Source organism: Blautia sp. MB18-30 (assembly GCF_023669475.1).
In the GTDB taxonomy this organism is placed as follows: Bacteria; Bacillota; Clostridia; order Lachnospirales; family Lachnospiraceae; genus Blautia_A; species Blautia_A fusiformis.
Genome location: NZ_JAMOYY010000008.1, coordinates 103036 through 121098, shown reverse-complemented (window position 1 = coordinate 121098; position 18063 = coordinate 103036). Strand labels below are relative to the sequence as shown.

Annotated in this window: 17 protein-coding genes; 3 read left to right on the top strand and 14 right to left on the bottom strand. The window is 43.8% G+C overall.

Features of this window, described 5'->3' with window-relative positions:
* Window positions 1-155: 155 nt before the first annotated feature.
* Window positions 156-1142, top strand: coding sequence for a 2-hydroxyacid dehydrogenase (locus NCY57_RS05795; protein WP_092069945.1), 987 nt, complete (start codon window positions 156-158; stop codon window positions 1140-1142).
* Window positions 1143-1224: 82 nt separating this feature from the next.
* Here NCY57_RS05795 and NCY57_RS05790 read toward each other — a convergent pair whose 3' ends face one another.
* Both NCY57_RS05790 and NCY57_RS05785 read right to left on the bottom strand, forming a co-directional pair.
* Window positions 1225-1761, bottom strand: coding sequence for a ribonuclease domain-containing protein (locus NCY57_RS05790; RefSeq protein WP_015525212.1), 537 nt, complete (start codon window positions 1759-1761; stop codon window positions 1225-1227).
* A 3-nt stretch (window positions 1762-1764) separates the two neighbouring features.
* The gene (locus NCY57_RS05785) at window positions 1765-2610 is read right to left on the bottom strand and encodes a deoxyribonuclease IV (protein ID WP_021652643.1); all 846 of its coding nucleotides are present in this window, start codon (window positions 2608-2610) and stop codon (window positions 1765-1767) included.
* A gap of 153 nt (window positions 2611-2763) precedes the next feature.
* Between NCY57_RS05785 and NCY57_RS05780 the strand changes: the two genes are divergently transcribed.
* Window positions 2764-4083, top strand: a complete 1320-nt coding sequence (locus tag NCY57_RS05780) for a CapA family protein (RefSeq protein ID WP_173739444.1) — start codon at window positions 2764-2766, stop codon at window positions 4081-4083.
* A gap of 97 nt (window positions 4084-4180) precedes the next feature.
* Here NCY57_RS05780 and queA read toward each other — a convergent pair whose 3' ends face one another.
* The 8 genes from queA to NCY57_RS05740 all read right to left on the bottom strand — a co-directional run bounded on the left by queA (window position 4181) and on the right by NCY57_RS05740 (window position 9963).
* The gene (queA, locus tag NCY57_RS05775) at window positions 4181-5206 is read right to left on the bottom strand and encodes a tRNA preQ1(34) S-adenosylmethionine ribosyltransferase-isomerase QueA (RefSeq protein ID WP_059085893.1); all 1026 of its coding nucleotides are present in this window, start codon (window positions 5204-5206) and stop codon (window positions 4181-4183) included.
* A 2-nt stretch (window positions 5207-5208) separates the two neighbouring features.
* Entirely contained in the window at window positions 5209-5961 is a 753-nt protein-coding gene (gene trmD, locus NCY57_RS05770; RefSeq protein WP_173739443.1) for a tRNA (guanosine(37)-N1)-methyltransferase TrmD, read from the bottom strand.
* Window positions 5962-6468 carry a ribosome maturation factor RimM gene (gene rimM, locus NCY57_RS05765; protein ID WP_022426506.1) on the bottom strand — a complete coding sequence of 169 codons (507 nt, stop codon included), beginning with the start codon at window positions 6466-6468 and terminating at the stop codon, window positions 5962-5964. It abuts the gene before it with no gap.
* A 59-nt stretch (window positions 6469-6527) separates the two neighbouring features.
* A complete protein-coding gene (locus NCY57_RS05760) occupies window positions 6528-6758 on the bottom strand; it encodes a KH domain-containing protein (protein WP_015525219.1) in 231 nt (76 codons plus the stop codon).
* A 55-nt stretch (window positions 6759-6813) separates the two neighbouring features.
* Window positions 6814-7059, bottom strand: coding sequence for a 30S ribosomal protein S16 (gene rpsP / locus NCY57_RS05755; RefSeq protein WP_015525220.1), 246 nt, complete (start codon window positions 7057-7059; stop codon window positions 6814-6816).
* Window positions 7060-7104: 45 nt separating this feature from the next.
* The gene (gene ffh, locus NCY57_RS05750) at window positions 7105-8457 is read right to left on the bottom strand and encodes a signal recognition particle protein (protein ID WP_015525221.1); all 1353 of its coding nucleotides are present in this window, start codon (window positions 8455-8457) and stop codon (window positions 7105-7107) included.
* Between the two features lie 3 nt (window positions 8458-8460).
* Window positions 8461-8784, bottom strand: coding sequence for a YlxM family DNA-binding protein (gene ylxM / locus NCY57_RS05745; protein WP_015525222.1), 324 nt, complete (start codon window positions 8782-8784; stop codon window positions 8461-8463).
* A 183-nt stretch (window positions 8785-8967) separates the two neighbouring features.
* Complete coding sequence (locus NCY57_RS05740) at window positions 8968-9963, bottom strand: uroporphyrinogen decarboxylase family protein (protein WP_021652564.1); 996 nt, start codon at window positions 9961-9963, stop codon at window positions 8968-8970.
* A gap of 200 nt (window positions 9964-10163) precedes the next feature.
* On the opposite strand from NCY57_RS05740, the gene NCY57_RS05735 reads away from it, so the two are divergent.
* Window positions 10164-11702 carry a PucR family transcriptional regulator gene (locus tag NCY57_RS05735; protein WP_022426507.1) on the top strand — a complete coding sequence of 513 codons (1539 nt, stop codon included), beginning with the start codon at window positions 10164-10166 and terminating at the stop codon, window positions 11700-11702.
* Window positions 11703-11725: 23 nt separating this feature from the next.
* On the opposite strand, the gene NCY57_RS05730 is transcribed toward NCY57_RS05735, so the two are convergent.
* The 4 genes from NCY57_RS05730 to NCY57_RS05715 all read right to left on the bottom strand — a co-directional run bounded on the left by NCY57_RS05730 (window position 11726) and on the right by NCY57_RS05715 (window position 17718).
* Window positions 11726-12550, bottom strand: a complete 825-nt coding sequence (locus tag NCY57_RS05730) for a TrmH family RNA methyltransferase (protein ID WP_022426508.1) — start codon at window positions 12548-12550, stop codon at window positions 11726-11728.
* 131 nt (window positions 12551-12681) lie between these two features.
* A complete protein-coding gene (locus tag NCY57_RS05725; RefSeq protein ID WP_173739442.1) occupies window positions 12682-13488 on the bottom strand; it encodes an alpha/beta hydrolase in 807 nt (268 codons plus the stop codon).
* Window positions 13489-13803: 315 nt separating this feature from the next.
* Window positions 13804-15612, bottom strand: a complete 1809-nt coding sequence (locus tag NCY57_RS05720) for a Na/Pi cotransporter family protein (RefSeq protein ID WP_173739441.1) — start codon at window positions 15610-15612, stop codon at window positions 13804-13806.
* Window positions 15613-15864: 252 nt separating this feature from the next.
* A complete protein-coding gene (locus tag NCY57_RS05715) occupies window positions 15865-17718 on the bottom strand; it encodes a DNA cytosine methyltransferase (protein ID WP_173739440.1) in 1854 nt (617 codons plus the stop codon).
* Between the last annotated feature and the right edge of the window lie 345 nt (window positions 17719-18063).

Sequence of the window (18063 nt, the reverse complement as noted above, 5' to 3'; positions counted from 1 at the left end):
TGTATTTCGTATAATTTTTATTTATTATGGATATCATAATTCCAAAATGAAACCATTTTTTTGATAAATTTTATCATTTTTCCCACTTTCCAAATTCCTACTATTATGGTATTATTTTTTCGGAAAATAATTATTTCCAGAGAGGAGCAACGATTATGAAAATTTTGTTTTATGACACCAAGAGCTACGATAGGGAATTTTTTGAGAAGCTGCTTCCATCTTATCCAGGCATTGAAATTAAATTCATTGAAGCAAATATCCATGAAGAAACCGCAGCTCTTGCCCACGGCTACGATGCCATCTGTGCATTTGTAAATGCAGATCTCGGCGCACCGGTCATTGAAGAACTTCACCGCCAGGGTGTAAAACTGATCCTGATGCGCTGTGCCGGATACAATAATGTTGATCTGGAAACTACAGCAAAATGCGGGATCCAGGTGGCACGTGTTCCCGGTTATTCTCCGGAAGCAGTTGCCGAACACGCCATGGCACTGGCTCTTACCGCCAACCGGCACACCCACAAGGCATATATCAAATGCCGTGAAAATAACTTTGCACTGAACGGTCTCATGGGCGTTAACTTTTATCAGAAAACAGCCGGAATCATCGGCACCGGAAAAATCGGTCAGGCAATGGCAAAAATCTGCCGCGGCTTTGGCATGAAGGTAATTGCTTATGATCTTTTCCCTAATAAAAATCTTGACTTTCTGGAGTATGTTTCACTGGACGAACTCCTTTCCACCAGTGATCTGATCAGTCTGCACTGTCCGATGACTCCGGAAACAGAGCATCTGATCAACTCCGAAACGATTGCAAAAATGAAAGATGGTGTGATCCTTATAAATACCTCCAGAGGCGGACTGATCAAAACCGATGACCTGATCGCAGGTATCCGTGATCACAAATTCTTCGCCGTTGGTCTGGATGTTTACGAAGAAGAATCTGCATATGTATATGAAGACATGTCAAGCAGCATTCTTCCTACTTCCACGATCCAGCGTCTTCTGTCCTTCCCAAATGTGACCATGACCTCACATCAGGGATTCTTTACGGTAGAAGCACTGACCAATATTGCGGAGACAACCCTGGAAAACGCAAAAACTTTTATGGACGGAGCTGAAATGAAAAATCTGGTCCACTGATCAGTCTCAGCCCTGACATGCAAAATCCCCCGGATACTGATCGTTTATCTGTATCCGGGGGTCTTATTTTGTTCTTTTGATTTTAATAGATCTCGTCAAAAGACTGTCCGTCATCGTCTGTGTAATAAATGCGCTTTGCATCCTGAGTGAAGATCAGCTTCTGTTTCCCTGCATCATCAAGGCTGCACTGCTGATAGGTTACGCCCTCCTCTACCGGAAGCATACTGTCTGCATTATCGTAGTCTGCAGCAGTCAGATTGGAGGGTACATGGCCATACTCATAAATGTACTGGGCCACTTCATCTTTATCTGTATAGGTGCCATTTTCATCCAGTTTCTTTTCGCTCTGTGAGTCTGCTGCATCCGATGAAGCGGACCCATCTGTGTCTCCTGATCCTGCAGCATTTTCAGAATCCTGCAGCTGCTCCAGGTCGCTTTCATCAGCTACTGCCATCTCATCGTCACCATTCTGGTCCATGGCCTCCACTTCATCCTCACTCAGAGGTTCCAGGTCATCCTGAAAAGCAGATTCGTCATATTTTTCCTTATCTTTGCATCCTCCCAGCATCATCGCTGCCACCCCGGCAAGCACCAGGATAAAATATCTGAACTTTTTCATGGATCAATCTCCTTTCATGGAATATCGTTCTCGTAAAAGTGAAATTTCTCTTTTCCATCCTTCATCATCATTTGGTGTCTCCAGAATAAAGGGAATTCCCTCAAGAGCCGGATGGCACACCACATTCACAAGTGCATCCAGGCCGATCTGGCCTTCGCCGATCTTTGCATGGCGATCCTTATGACTGCCCAATCCGTTTATACTGTCGTTGAGATGAACAGCCTTCAATCTAGAAAGGCCGATCACCCGGTCAAACTCATCAAGAACACCATCCAGATCATGGACAATATCATAACCGCCATCCCATACATGACAGGTATCCAGGCAGACACCCAGTTTATTATTTTTTTCCACCCTGTCAATGATATCACGAAGCTCCTGAAACGTTGCTCCTACTTCCGAACCCTTGCCGGACATAGTTTCCAGAAGGACGGTCGTACTCTGTTCTTCTGTAAGGACATCATTGAGGATTTCCGCAATTTTGGTAATTCCCGTCTCAGTTCCCTGCCCTACATGACTGCCCGGGTGAAAATTATAATAATTTCCCGGTGTATATTCCATACGTTTCAGATCATCTGCCATGATCTCTCTTGCAAAATCTCTCAGATTTTCTTTTGCGGCACAGGCATTCATGGTATACGGTGCATGTGCCACCAGCTTTCCAAAATGATTTTCCCTGGAAAGCTCCAGAAATCTTTCCACATCTGCGGGATCGATCTCTTTTGCCTTGCCTCCTCTGGGATTGCGGGTAAAAAAAGCGAACGTGTTTCCACCGTTTTTCAGCATCTGACGCCCCATGGCAGCATAGCCTTTGGACGAACTTGTATGATTTCCGATATATAATATCATATCAGCACCATCTCCCTGTAGTTTATATTTCTGCCTTTTGGCCTAATTATTATATCAAAAACTTCTTTTTCTGAAAAGTCCGCGATTCTTTCTTTACAATACTTACCATTCTTTCTATAATAAAGATATCTTTACATACGAAGGAGAAAAAGAATGGCAAACGACAATCGAAGGCGGCCGCCTCATGGCCATGATCCAGAGCAGGCACGCAGAGAAGCCACCAGAGCACAGGAAGCACGGCGGAAGCATTCTGGTTCTGCATCCCGTAATTCCCGTTCACGTTCCACTGGGACTCGCAGGAATGACATCAGCAAAAAATCCAGATATTACCAGGTACGCCGTCAGAAAATGTTTCTTGCAGCTGGCGGGATCCTGATCATACTTATTCTTGTGATCATTTTTTCCGCACGTGCATGCATTTCTTCCCGGAAAGCTGCAGAAGCCGCTGCACTGCAGAAGGCCCAGGAAGAGGAGGCCGCAAAAAAGGCAAAAAAAGAAGCTGCTGCTGTGAAAGATCCCGTTTCACTGACGCTCAGCGTAGTCGGGGACTGCACATTGGGTACCGATGAGACCTTTGATTATGACACAAGTCTGAACGCATGCTACGATAACAACGGCAAAGATTATTTCTTTAAGAATGTAAAAAGCATCTTTGAGGCAGATGACCTGACAATTGCCAATTTTGAAGGAACCCTCACCGATTCCGATGCCAGAGAAGATAAAACCTTTGCATTTAAAGCACCCGCCGAATATGCTCAGATACTCACCAGCGGTTCCGTTGAAGCCGTAAACACTGCAAACAATCACAGCCATGATTACGGAGAGCAGAGCTACACGGATACTCTGACTGCTCTGGACAATGCGGGCATTACACACTTCGGTTATGATGATACTGCAGTTATGGACATCAAGGGGATCAAAGTTGGTCTTGTCGGAATTTACGAGCTGAAGGATCATCTTGGACGCGAACAGCAGCTGAAAGATAATATCGCAAAGGTCAAAGCAGATGGAGCAGAGCTTATAGTTGTGATCTTCCACTGGGGCAATGAGACCGAAACAGTTCCTGATACCAATCAGATGACCCTTGGCCGTCTTGCTATCGATGAAGGTGCAGATCTGGTATGTGGCCATCATCCGCATGTACTCCAGGGAATCGAAACCTATAAAGGAAAAAACATCGTCTACAGTCTTGGCAATTTCTGTTTTGGAGGAAACAGTTCTCCAAGTGATATGGACACCATGATCTTCCAGCAGACCTTCACTGTCACCTCAGAAGGCGTACAGGCTGATAACGTGACCAATATCATTCCCTGCTCTATTTCTTCCGCAGATGGCTACAACAATTATCAGCCAACTCCTGCATCCGGAGATGAGGCATCCAGGATCAAATCCAAGATAGAGGAATGCAGTGCTGCGATTCCTGCCGCGGATTCTTCATCCGCTACATCGGAAGGCTCTGACAGTGAAGAATAAATAGCATAACAAAAATAATATCCCAACAGATCCTGCACTGCATGTTTCTATGCTGCGATCCGTTGGGATATTATAATATAAAGAGTAATTTTGTATCTTATTCGATCATCATGGCATCGCCAAAGCTGAAGAAACGATATCTCTCCCGTACTGCTTCCTCATAAGCAGCCATAATATGTTCTTTTCCGGCAAGGGCTGAAACTAACATCAGAAGCGTAGACTCCGGCAGATGGAAATTGGTGATCAGTCCATCGATAGCTTTGAATTTATATCCAGGATAGATAAAGATCTCTGTCCATCCGCTTCCGGCCTTCACGATTCCATCCTCTCCAGCTGCGGACTCCAGGGTACGGCAGCTGGTAGTTCCCACAGAAATCACTCTTCCGCCGTTTTTCTTTGTATCATTGATCAGTTTTGCCTGATCTTCTTCCACAATATAAAACTCCGAGTGCATGTGGTGCTTTTCTACATCATCTACCTTTACCGGGCGGAAGGTTCCGAGACCTACATGTAAAGTTACATGTGCAATATTCACACCCTTCTCCTTTACTTTCTCAAGAAGCTCCGGCGTGAAGTGAAGTCCTGCGGTAGGTGCGGCAGCAGATCCCTCATTCTTTGCATATACAGTCTGATAACGGTTCTTATCCTTCAGCTTGTGGGTAATATACGGCGGCAGCGGCATTTCTCCCAGCTGATCCAGGATCTCTTCGAAAATCCCCTCATAATGGAACTGAATCAGACGGTTTCCCTCATCTACAATATCAATGATCTCACCCTTCAGGATACCGTCACCAAAAGTGATCTTTGCACCGGGACGTGCTTTTTTTCCCGGCTTTACAAGACACTCCCAGATATCATTTTCGCGGCGTTTTAGAAGCAGGATCTCGATCAGCGCTCCAGTTTCTTCCTTGTGACCATAAAGACGTGCCGGGATAACCTTGGTATCATTGATCACAAGACAGTCTCCCTTATGCAGGTAATCCAGTATATCGGTAAAATGACGATGTTCGATACTTCCATCTTTCAGGGACAGATGCATCAGTCTGGAAGAACTTCTGTCCTCCAGCGGATCCTGAGCGATCAGTTCCTGCGGCAGATCATAATAAAAATCTGATGTTTTCATAATTATTTTTCCACTTCCTCTTTCCACTGTTTGCGAAGCCTGCGGACCTCGTTCCACTCTTTGTTGGTCAGATCAGCTTTTGGTAAAAGATCCGGCCTCCATTTGGCTGTACGGATGATAGACTGCTCTCTTCTCCATTTATCCACATTGGCATGGTGTCCGGAAAGCAGCACCTCCGGAACCTTTCTGCCATGCCATTCCTCCGGGCGGCTGTACTGGGGATACTCCAGAAGATTCCCGGAAAAGGATTCCGTCTCACCGGATTCCTGATTATTCAGAACACCTGGTACCATTCTGGAAATAGAATCCATCATGACCATAGCCGGAAGTTCTCCACCGGTAAGTACATAATCACCAATGGAAACATAGTCTGTTACGATTTCTTCCAGAACACGCTCATCAATTCCCTCATAATGACCACAGAGGAAAACCAGGTCTTCTTCCAGGGCAAACTCTTTTGCCATATCCTGATTGAAGGTTTTTCCCTGAGGAGTCAGAAAGATCACGCGGGGTTTCCTTCCAATACGTTCTGCAATGGATTCATAAGACAGATATACCGGCTCCGCCTGCATCAGCATTCCGGCTCCACCGCCATAAGGATAATCATCTACCTTCTGGTGCTTATTGAATGCAAAATCCCGTATATTGATCGCTTCCAGTGATAACAGTCCCTTTGTAATGGCACGGCCTGTAATACTTGTGTTCATTCCGTTCTCGATCATTTCCGGAAATAATGTAAGTACATGATAATTCATTTAAACAAGCCCTTTCATCAAATGTACAGTCATGGTATTTTTTTCCACATCCACATCAAGAACACAGTCATGGATCGCAGGAAGCAGGATTTCCTCGCCATCCACACGATCTACAATATAAACATCATTGGCGCCGGTCTCCATCACATCACGGAGCACTCCGAATTTCTCCCCATTCTCCAGAAGTACATCCATTCCGATAAGATCCGCTACATAATATTCGTCCTCGCCAAGCTCCTGTGCCTCTTCACGTGGGATCCAAAGCTCACGGCCCTTGTACATTTCAATATCATTGATGTTGTCAATGCCTTCAAACTTCAGGATCGCAAGGTTTTTAAAAAACTTTACATTCTGAATATTCAGTCTGCGAAGCTCTTTTCCTGTATCCAGAAGCACATATTCAATATCAAGAAAACGCTCTGCGTCATCCGTTGTCGGAAAAACTTTTACTTCACCACGGACGCCATGGGTCGTTGTAATAACTCCTACCTTTAATAAATCTTCCATTTTTGCTCCCTTTCAGAGTAAAAACAGGAGCCATGGAATCCACAGCTCCTGTCTCTTTTTCATTGCAGAATATCTACAATCACTTTTTTGCTGCTTTTTGAAGAAGCCGCTTTCACAACAGTACGGATTGCCTTGGCAATTCTGCCCTGTCTTCCGATAACCTTACCCATATCGGCCGGTCCGACCTTCAGTTCAACAACAATCGCGTCGTCTTTTTCAGTCTCAGTAACGACTACTTCATCCGGATTTTCAACAAGAGATTTTGCAATTACTTCTACAAGTTGTTTCATTACATACCTCCTTGCTCCTACCTCATTGAGGCCACAGATCCAAATCTGTCAGGTATTATTTCTCGATTCCGGCAAGTTTAAGAAGCTTAGCAACTACCTCTGTAGGCTGAGCACCAGCTGCAAGCCATTTTTTTGCTGCCTCTTCATCGATTTTGTATACGCTTGGGTCAAGGTTCGGATCATATGTTCCGATCTCTGCGATGCATCTTCCGTCACGTTTGCAGCGAGAATCTGCTACTACGATTCTATAGAAAGGTGCTTTCTTCTGTCCCATTCTTCTTAATCTGATCTTAACTGCCATTTTTGTTTTCCTCCAATTATCTTTCTGAAAATTTATTGTTATTTATTAAAAGGGAAGCTTAAAGCCGCCTCTTTTTCCCATATTCATCTTGCCGCCTGTTAATCCCGGCATCTGTTTCATCATCTTCTTGCTCTGCTCAAACTGCTTCACAAGACGATTTACTTCTGTAATATCCACTCCGGCGCCTCTGGCGATACGGTTCTTGCGTGAGATGTTCAAAATGTTGGGGTTACTTCTCTCCTGAGGTGTCATGGAAAGAATGATGGACTTGGTACGGTCCATAGCCTTCTCATCGATCATACCCTCGATATCCTTCATCTTACCGCCCATTCCGGGAAGCATGTTCAGGATACTGGAAATACCACCCATCTTGTTCATCTGCTCCATGCTGGTAAGATAATCATTGAAGTCGAAGTCCATTTTCTTCAGCTTCTTTTGCATCTCCTGAGCCTGTTCCTGATCCACAGATGCTTCCACCTTCTCGATCAGACTCATTACATCGCCCATTCCAAGGATCCTGGAAGCCATACGTTCTGGATAAAACTGTTCCAGATCTGAAAGCTTCTCTCCCATACCAACATAGAAGATCGGTTTGCCGGTCACGGCTTTAATGGAAAGCGCAGCGCCGCCTCGTGTATCACCGTCCATCTTAGTCAGGATCACACCATCAATGCCGACTTTATCAGAAAAGTTCTGCGCCACATTTACTGCATCCTGTCCTGTCATGGCATCAACTACAAGCACTGTAGCATCTACATTCACATTCGCTTTGATATCCTCAAGCTCCTGCATCATATCCTCATCAATGTGAAGACGTCCTGCTGTATCGATGAGCACAACATTCTGCTGATTGGATTTCGCATGCTCGATAGCTGCTTTTGCAATATCCACGGGATTCTGCTTATCTCCCATGGAAAAGACCTCGACGCCCTGTTTCTCACCGTTTACCTGCAACTGTGTGATCGCTGCCGGACGGTAAACATCACAGGCCACAAGCAGTGGTCTCTTTCCCTTGGATTTCAGTTTGCCTGCCAGCTTGGCAACCGTCGTTGTCTTACCTGCACCCTGAAGACCGACCATCATAAGAACGGTAAGATCCATTCCCGGTTTGATCGGAAGCTCTGTTGTCTCACTTCCCATCAGGTTGACCAGCTCATCATTTACGATCTTGATCACCATCTGTCCCGGATTCAGACCATTCATAACATCCTGTCCGATAGCCTTTTCCTGAACGGATTTCGTAAACTGCTTAACGACCTTAAAGTTAACATCCGCTTCCAGAAGCGCCATCTTAACTTCCTTCAGTGCTACCTTGACATCAGCCTCTGTGAGACGGCCCTTGCCCTTCAGCTTCTTAAATACATTCTGCAGTTTATCTGTTAAACTCTCAAATGCCATTGATCATAACTCCTCTAATATCACATTGGAAATCGCCGCAATATCTTCGGCGTGGTACTTGTCAGCCAGTTCATGGATCTTTATGACCTGACTGCGGATGTTCAGGAATTTCTCGACCAGATGAAGCTTCTCTTCATATTCTTCCAACGTCCGATTGCACCGTCTGATCATATCATGCACACCCTGTCTGCTGATGCCAAGTTCCTCAGCAACCTCACTTAAGGAATAATCCTCAAATACCACACTGGTGTACACCTGCCGCTGCCTCTCTGTCAGAAGCTCTCCATAAAAATCAAATAAAAATGTCTGCTCTACAAATTTCTCCATCTGTAATCACCTTGGCTATCATACACGATTCCGGCACACCTGTCAAGGGTTTTTGCTTTACAATTTTATTTTTTCCTGAATTTCACAAAAAAAGGCCGGAAAAGCACTTTTCTGCTGGGTTTTGCAGGCTTTTCCGACCTTTGTTATTCTATTTACTTCTTATTAATAAGTCTTATGCTTCGATCAAAACATTTCCTTTGTCATTTTATCGATTTCCTTATCCACTGCCTCATATACACCTGGGATACATGAGAAATTCAGGCCATGAGTGGTGCACGGAATAAAATAAAGCTTACCACAGTCTCTGCAAAGCTGATCTGTTGACTCTTCGATCATTTCCTGATTCCAATCAAAGCGATCTACTTTACCGTTATCGATACCACCCATAAATGTGATATCTTTTCCATATTCTTTGATCAGCTTCGGAAGATCATTAACAGACATACAGCCCTGCCATACATCAATTCCCATCTCGATCATTGTCGGAACCAGTGTTGCACTGTAGCTGTCATTATGGTGGATGATCAGTTCAACACCATGATCATGGTAATATCCGTAAATACGTTTGTAAGAATCCATAAAGAACTCACGGAACATATCCACACTGATAAATGTAGACTTCTGTGTTCCCCAGTCATCATGATGGAAGACAACATCCGGTTTCATATAGGTGCAGACCTGCTCTGCCCATTTCAGTTCCCACTCTGTAATATATTCGATCAGTTCATGCATGGCTTCCGGCTCTTCGTAGAAATTGATCATGGTATTCTGGATCTCACAGAGATAATGGCACATCTCAAAAACTCCAGGTGCAACCATTGCAGTAACCATGGTTTCATTCCGGTCAATTCCGGCAACTGTCTCCTGGCATTCTTTCCAGTCCTCTGCCGTGTAGTTGATGTCCGGTGCCTTTACATATTTTTTCCACTCTGCGACGTCCGGACATACCAGATGCTCCGGATCATGGAGCGGAAACGCTCCCGGTGTTCCTGCAGGCCAGGAATTATAATATCCCCATCCGCATTTTACTGTTGGTGCACCAGGTCCTTCCGGCATCATAGGATACTTCGTCTGATATGGAGTATTCAGAACAAATGTCAGTCCCTCATACTGTTTTACAAAACGATCCGGATTTCCTCCGCGGATCACTTCCAGCATATTTTGTCTTTTTGTTAACATAAACGCACCTCCTCTACGTTATTATGCAGGAAAGCCTTTTTTCCGCACTTGTTTTGCCACACCCCAACATAAAAGGCTTGTTTCTGCACTTGTTTTTTCCTTATGATTCTATTATACTGTAAATCAAAAGAATCACAATTCCACATAATATGGCTATTATTCCTGTTTTTTCCTACAAAATATAGGAAGGAGGATTTTCCTTGAAACTCAGTGCAAAACTCATATGCTATCACCTGCAGAAATCATTTTCCATGCATACATCCAGGCTGGATACATCCCCCACCCTTTCCTGCCCTTCCTGCTTTGAAAAGAACACCGTTCTTCAGGATGGACGTGTTTACCTTATCACAGATCCGGATTTTCAGCTCACTTTTCATCATCCCAAAAATATTCTGTTCCTGATGATTGGAAAAATCTATCAGAACTACGAATTAACTCAGCCAAACATGTGTATCATCCCTGAAGATATTCCAGTCAATATTGTCTTTAACAGGATTCAGGATATTTTTATCCTCTATGATCAGTGGAATCAGTCCCTGATGGATTCCCGTCTCCGGAACGCATCTATCCAGGAGCTTCTGGATCTTACAGCTTCCATTATTCCCAATCCAATGATGCTGATCGGTATGGATTTTACTATCATTGCCTCCAGAGACTGGAATCTAAGTGATCTTTCCAATTCTGTTTTGGGTTCCACTGAAAATTCCTGGGCTATTGTGGACAGCCTGAAGCAGGATCCTCATTACGAAGAGGCTTTTTATAAAACCGGATATTTTTATTATCCGGGAAATGGCCTTACTGCTCCTTCTCTTTGCGTAAATATCTCCAATAATGATAAAGCAGTATACAGGCTGATGTTTTCCGAAGGTGAGGTTCCCCTGGATGATACGTTTGGTTTTGTTCTGGAGTACCTTTCCCAGATGGTATCCCATGCACTTTCTACAGGAATCATGCACAGCCGGGATAAAGCTTTTCCTCTGCATCAGATTTTTATGTCCATTCTGACTGATCCCGGAGCTGATTATGTAAAAATCAGTCAGCAGCTGACAAATGTGGGATGGCTTTCTTCCCATATGTATCAATGCATCCTGATCCAGACCGGACTGATCGACCAGAAAAATCTGACCCTTAATGCCATCTGCAACTATCTGGAAAACACAATTCCCGCCAGCTGTGCCACGGAACATAAGGGCAATGCTGTGCTTTTTATCAATCTGGATCTCTGCACTCTGACTATCCATGAGATTTCCGATAAGATCGAGGGCTTTATCAAAAGCAGCATGTTAAGCGCCGGATACAGCCGGAAGATGCTTGGACATTTCAATTTCCACCGTCAATACACACAGGCTTCTGTCACCTTGCAGGTCGGCAAACGCAAAAATCCCGCAGAAAGTATCCACTATTTTGACTCCATTGCTCTGCCCTATATCCTGGAACAGGCTACCAGAAAGCTTCCTGCTTACATGATCTGTCACGAAAAGCTTCTGTCAATGAAATACAAGGATGAGGCAAAGCAATCTCATCTCTATGAAACACTGCGTTGTTTTCTGGAGCATAACCAGAACATTTCTCACACTGCCAGCGCTTTATTTATCCATAGAAGCACTCTTCTTTATCGTCTGGATAAGATCAAAGCTTTTCTGGATTCAGACCTTACAGACAGAAGCGAGATCCTGTATCTGCTGCTTTCTTTTCATCTGATGGATATGGAGGAAGAAAATCAGAATGCAAGATCATAAAAAACGGGAACTCTCTTAAATATTTAGTGTTTTCCCAGCTGCCAGAATGCAACTGCACTGGCTGCCGCCACATTCAGTGAATCCACTCCATGGGCCATGGGAATACATACTGTATAATCACAGTCCGCAATGGTCTCTGAAGCAAGGCCATCCCCCTCTGTCCCAAGAACTACTGCCAGTTTTTCTTCTGCCATCAGATGAGGATCATCAATATCAAAAGAATCCTCCTTAAGAGCCATGGCTGCCGTCTTAAATCCCATCGCTTTCAGAGACCGGATACCTTCCGTTTTCCACTCTGTTTTTTCATCAAAAAAAGTCCATGGTATCTGAAATACAGTTCCCATGCTGACACGGATCGCACGGCGGTACAATGGATTGCTGCATCCCGGTGTCAGCAGTACCGCATCCATTCCAAGAGCCGCCGCAGAACGAAAGATCGCGCCTATATTAGTAGGATTTACCACATTTTCCAGAACTGCGATCCTGCGGGCATTTTTGCATACATCGACTATATCAGGAAGAGCCGGTCGGTGCATGGCACAGAGCATCCCTCTTGTGAGCTTGAAACCGGTCAGCTGCGTTAGCACATCAAATTCTGCCGTATAAACCGGAATGTCTCCACAACGACGGATCAGTTCTTTTGCCTCACCCTCAACATGTTTATGTTCCACCAGAAAAGAAATCGGCTGGCACCCGGAATCCAAAGCTCTCTCAATAACCTTCGGGCTCTCCGCAATAAAGATCCCCTTCTCCGGTTCTGCCCGGTTCAAAAGCTGTATCTCCGAGATCCTGGCATATACATCCAGCTCCGGAGCGTTGAAATCTGTGATTTCTATGATATTTGACATGGTTATTTTTCTCCTGTTCTGTCTTCTTGTTTTCATCCTGCTATTGTAACAGAATCTCTTTGCAAAAGAAAGCCAGGTGTTATATGTTTCCACCTGGCTTTGCTGCTACTTGTAAAACAATTTGTTTATATTCAGATCCTCACTTCCATCCACCGGATCATATCCCCGATCACTTCATCTTTACAATACTCATTCAGGATCTCATGAAAAAGTCCGACGTAGATCTTCATCTGCTTGTCTTTTGATCCTGCTTCCCTAAAGAAATCATAGGTATCCTGTACACTTACCAGACCGTCTTTCTCGCCGTGTGTCATAAGGACCGGATAATGGAACTCTGCTTTTTTCTCTTTGAACCAGTCAAGTCCGTCGCAGATCGCATAGCATAACCCCGCTGTAAAGGACTGTTTATTGTATGGATCTTTTCCGTACCAGTCTACCACTTCCTGTACAGAGCATACACCTGAACCCAGCTGATTGGCAAGACGCGTATGTACATCCATTTCTCCCGGCACACCACGTATCAGATTGCCGTTATCTGCGGTCAGCGCACCACTGGTAATGATCCCCCGGAGCTTTTTGTCCGGATATTTGGCTCCGTACAGAGAAACCGTAAATCCGCCCATGCTGTGTCCAAGAAGAAATACCGGGACATCCGGATTTTCTTCAATTGCCATATCCACAACTACGTTGGTGTCGTCCAGAAGCTCATTGAAATCTGAATAAAAAGTCTCTTCACCCTCAGACCGTCCGTGTCCTCTGTGATCAAAACGATAGGTTCCGATTCCCGCCTCATGAAGTTTTTCCGCAAAATAATCGTACCTGCCCTGGTGCTCACAAAGTCCGTGGACAATCACGATCACAGCTTTATTGTCTGCTGCCATTTCTTTTTTCAGATACAGTTTCGTTCCGTCAAACGATGTGATCATACTTTCACCCATAATAAAAACCTCCCTTTTCTTGCTGCGAGATACATATCCCCATTATATGTCTCACGCTATCTGATAGGTTTATCATATCATGAAATCTGTATTTTGATAACCCCTATTACTAATTATCAGCAATTATATGATTTTTACAAAAAGTAATGAAAAATAGAGGAGTGACATATTTTGTTCTCTGAACTATAATCACCTCAGTACAAAGGGGCTGTCGCACTAAAAAATTAGTGCGACAGCCCCTTCTTTTTTCATTGTTAGGGCAAATCCCTAACAAAAACGGCAGCGGAATATCTACATTTCCGCTGCCTGAATTTCTTATTCTACTTCTTCCGGCTCCATGCTGAGCATATGGCCTTCCTGATTTCCAATATCATATTTCTGTCCGTATTCCTTGAAATACTGGTAGTAGTCCGCATTGTTTGTGGGATAGATCTTGGAATCGTGAATATGAAGATCAGATCCTGTCTCTCCGCTCTTCATAAGTGCCACCATAGCACTTGCACAGTGAGTTGCGATACGACAGAAACTGTTGAGGATATCACTAAATACCGTTCCCTCTTCCAGTCCGCATTTGCCCTGGCTCAGTCGCTCTGCATGACGCATCTTCAGTACATCACAAAGTCCTGTGATCACAGCTCCGAGAGGTGCTACTCTCTGTGCCATTTCTTTATCATCTTTCATGAAAGCATTGCAGGTTATATTGATATCCTCACGAACTGCCTCCATAACAACATTCAGCTCATCCCAGGCTTCCTGTGAAAAATTCGTATGGTTATCATGCATTTCATTGGACATATGAGCAATGTAAGAAGCATGATCACCGATACGCTCAAAGTCATTGATCGTATGCAGATACAGTGAAGTCTGTCTTGTCTGTGCAGAATTCATCTCTCTCTTTGTCAGCTGGATCAGATACTCTCCTAGACGACTTTCATACTTGTCGATCAGATCCTCTTTTCGCTGAACCTTATCATACTTATCCTGCTGATAATCATTCAGAAGATTCATGGCTCTGTTGACATTCTTACGGAGCTTCTTGGACATTCCGTTCATTACACGGTGACACTGTGCGATAGCAAGGGCCGGGTAATTCAGAAGACGCTCTTCCAGAAGATCAAAGTCTGCCTCATCTTCCAGATCTTCTTTGTCATCCTTCACAAGCCAGCATACCAGCTTCTCGATCTTTGAAATAAACGGGAACAGCACGATAACCGTTGCCAGACGGAACACCGTATTCAAAAGCGCGATCGCTACCGGTGTCATGGTCATATCCATAAATGTAAAATGTACAAACGCATTCACGGTATAAAAGATCACCGACCAGAGGATCAGACCAAACAGGTCATTGATCAGATATACAAGAGCAGTTCTTTTACCGTTCTTATTTGCTCCGATGGCTGAGATCAGAACTGGACATGCAGCACCAACACCGATACCAAGAACGATTGGAAATGCACTTGCAAATGTCAGGATACCGGTTACGGAAAGAGCCTGGAGCACACCGACTGTTGCAGACGCACTCTGGAGTACCGCAGTAAAAGCGATACCTACGAGAATACCCGCGATCGGATTGGAAAACATAGTCAGCATCTTGATAAACATCGGACTCTCACGCAATGGAGATACCGCACCACTCATCATCTGCATACCTGTCATCAGGATTGCAAAACCAAGCATGATATTTCCCACGTTCTTATGTAAGGTACGCTTACAGAACATACGGAAAACAATACCAACTACAGCCACAACAGCAGAAATGGTTGCTGTGGAAAGAACACTGGCGATTCCATTGGATCCTTCAATATAAGAAAGACATAAGATCCAGCCAGTAATACTGGTTCCGATATTGGCTCCCATGATGATACCGATCGCCTGTTTCAGTTTCATCATACCGGAGTTTACAAAACCGATCACCATAACTGTCGTCGCAGAAGACGACTGGATCACACTGGTAACACCAGTACCAAGTGCGACACCCTTCAGCGGAGTATTGGTCATCTTATAAAGAAATGCTTCCAGCTTATTACCAGCTGCCAGCTTCAGACCATCGCCCATTAGGGACATACCAAACAAAAATAATGATACTCCACACAACAAAGATAAGATCATTGAAAAAATTGCCATAATTTTCTCCTTTGTCATACTCGCTTCCTGTCATAACCTGTCAGGAGCCATGTTATCCTGAAAATGCGACTTTACATTTCCTTAATCTGGATTTTTCTTATTTTTAACATTTTCCCATTTATTATGCCACATCAATTTCCATATTACAACAACAGATTTATTTCGAAAATAAAAAAAATCGAAGGCAGCGGATCATCTTCCAAAACTCTGCCTTCGAAATGGGGATTTTTGAGTTATTTTTCACAAAATTTTCTATTTTTCCAGGCGCATCAGCATATCATCCAAAATATTTTCCAAATACCCTCCCGTTGTTTTTTCCCCTTCTTTTTTTATCTGGAGCATCGCTTTCAAATCTTCATCGGACAGGCAGATGATCAGTTTCCCGCTTTCCCGTAGACTTCCCCGTGCAGCCATTTTCGCATGTTTATCCGCTCCTTTTCTGGAAATAATGATCGCAACTTTACGGAGAGCTTTTTCGTACAGATATTTTTCTGTAGTGTAAATTTCCCTCTGAGTAATAGGCTTTTCATAGTTTTTAAACTCGAACACGATATACTTCGTAGAAAAATACTTACAGATCGTGTCAAAAAAATCCTGTGTCACCCCGTTTTTGATCTTACAGCACATGTCAAAACGATACAGATTTTCCTCTGTTGTCTTCTGCTGCTCCCACAAAGTCAGATATTCTCCAAGGATATATTTCAGAATAGAAACACAAAGTTCCTCATATTTCTTGAAAGCTGCACTACCGGTCTCCAACACTTTTAACTGCGCTATATAGCTGTCAGCAACCGATTCCGGATCCGTATTCTCCATCTGGCTGCTTTCCTCAAAGATAAAAGGCTCCGGTCTCTCCGGTTCTATGTTTTCCACCGAATAATTCAGAATCGAGATCAGTTCGTTCTTCAGTTCCGGATAGTCCTCAAAGAGCCACAGCACATTTCGGATGTCCCAGACATATCCAAGCTTCGCCTCTTCGTACTTTCTCTTAGTCTCATCAGAGACCAGATTCGCCACTACACAGATATTTTGTAATGGCAGATCCTTTTTCTGATCTGACACTGCTTTTCCAACCAGACGGCTATAACTCTGCAACCGTTTAAGTGTAGCGATTTCTTTGGAATCACTGTACATTCTGGTCATAAAGACCCATTCATCGCTTTGGAAAGAAACCCCTTTATATGTAAGGTATTTTTCAAAAAGCTGCTTAAAGCGGGCCATATTTTCCCAGTTTTTCATCTGCACATCACCCTCTGAATTTATATAGGGTTCTACGCAGAGATTGCGAACGACCTGTTCTGTCACTTTTATGTTCGGCGCATATATCAGGCTTCTGTACATCCGGCTTTTGTTTGGCACAGAACGTGGAAAATCTTCCGGAAATCCCTTTAATCTGGCTATTTCTTTGTGTGTGATCTTATGATAGACGCCATGGATACGGATCAGCGGCATTTTTATCAGATTCAGACGAACCTGCCCGGATTCCCGATAACCGCCTTTTTCCCAACACAAAACGCTGTCACCGGCATGCGAAGCATCAATCTTCTCTTTCACAAAATCAATTCTGTAATACCAGGAATCCTGTGGATTCATTTCCACCCAGCCATCCAACAGGATACTACTCTTATGGACCTGCACCGGCATGATCATATCCGAAGCATTCACTCTTTTTGAAACAATATATGCAAATTCTTCCCGCAGCGGAAATGCAGTAACCTCCGAACTCTGGATATTTTTATGCGTGATATGGTATCCATATTCTTGCAGCTGAAAAATGTGCTCCTTTATGAACCCTTTCCATAATTGCTTTTTCATAACAAAAAGAATGGCCGGCGGTCGTCTTCTTTGCACCAGGGTCAAACTATAAAACACCTCTTCTGCTTTCGACTGCGTCAGATCAAAAGCCCAGACATCACTGTCCGGAACTGTGGCAGGATCTATGGAAGAAAGGCTGCATGCAGTTACATTTTGACTTATATTTTCCTGATAGATCTCTATCACTTTTCTGTCCGGCTCATATGCTTTCAAAATCTCATAACCGGCATTTTGAAAACCAAGAGTCAGCGCACCGATACCGGCATTAAAGATCACCACTGTATTCTTCATATATTTTTTCCTATCTTATTATTTGTACTGTGACAGCAGCTCCAAAAGCTTACCACTGTTGATTGGTTTGTTATAATTGATCCCCACAAGCCAGGATGTTCCCTGTACATTTCTGTAAAGACTCCGGATAATTTTTCTCCTTTATCTGCTCTATGGCTGTCCGGGCACTCTGGTTTCAGTTCAATCTCCTCTCTGGCACTACCGGCATAAGCATGTACCCGTCACCCCTTCTTAATATCCCCTGAAAAGCAAAATAATTTCACAGCATCATATGTCTATATGATACCATGAAACTATTTTTGCGTAAAGATTTTATAAAAAAGCCTCAGAGTATTTTCGCATATA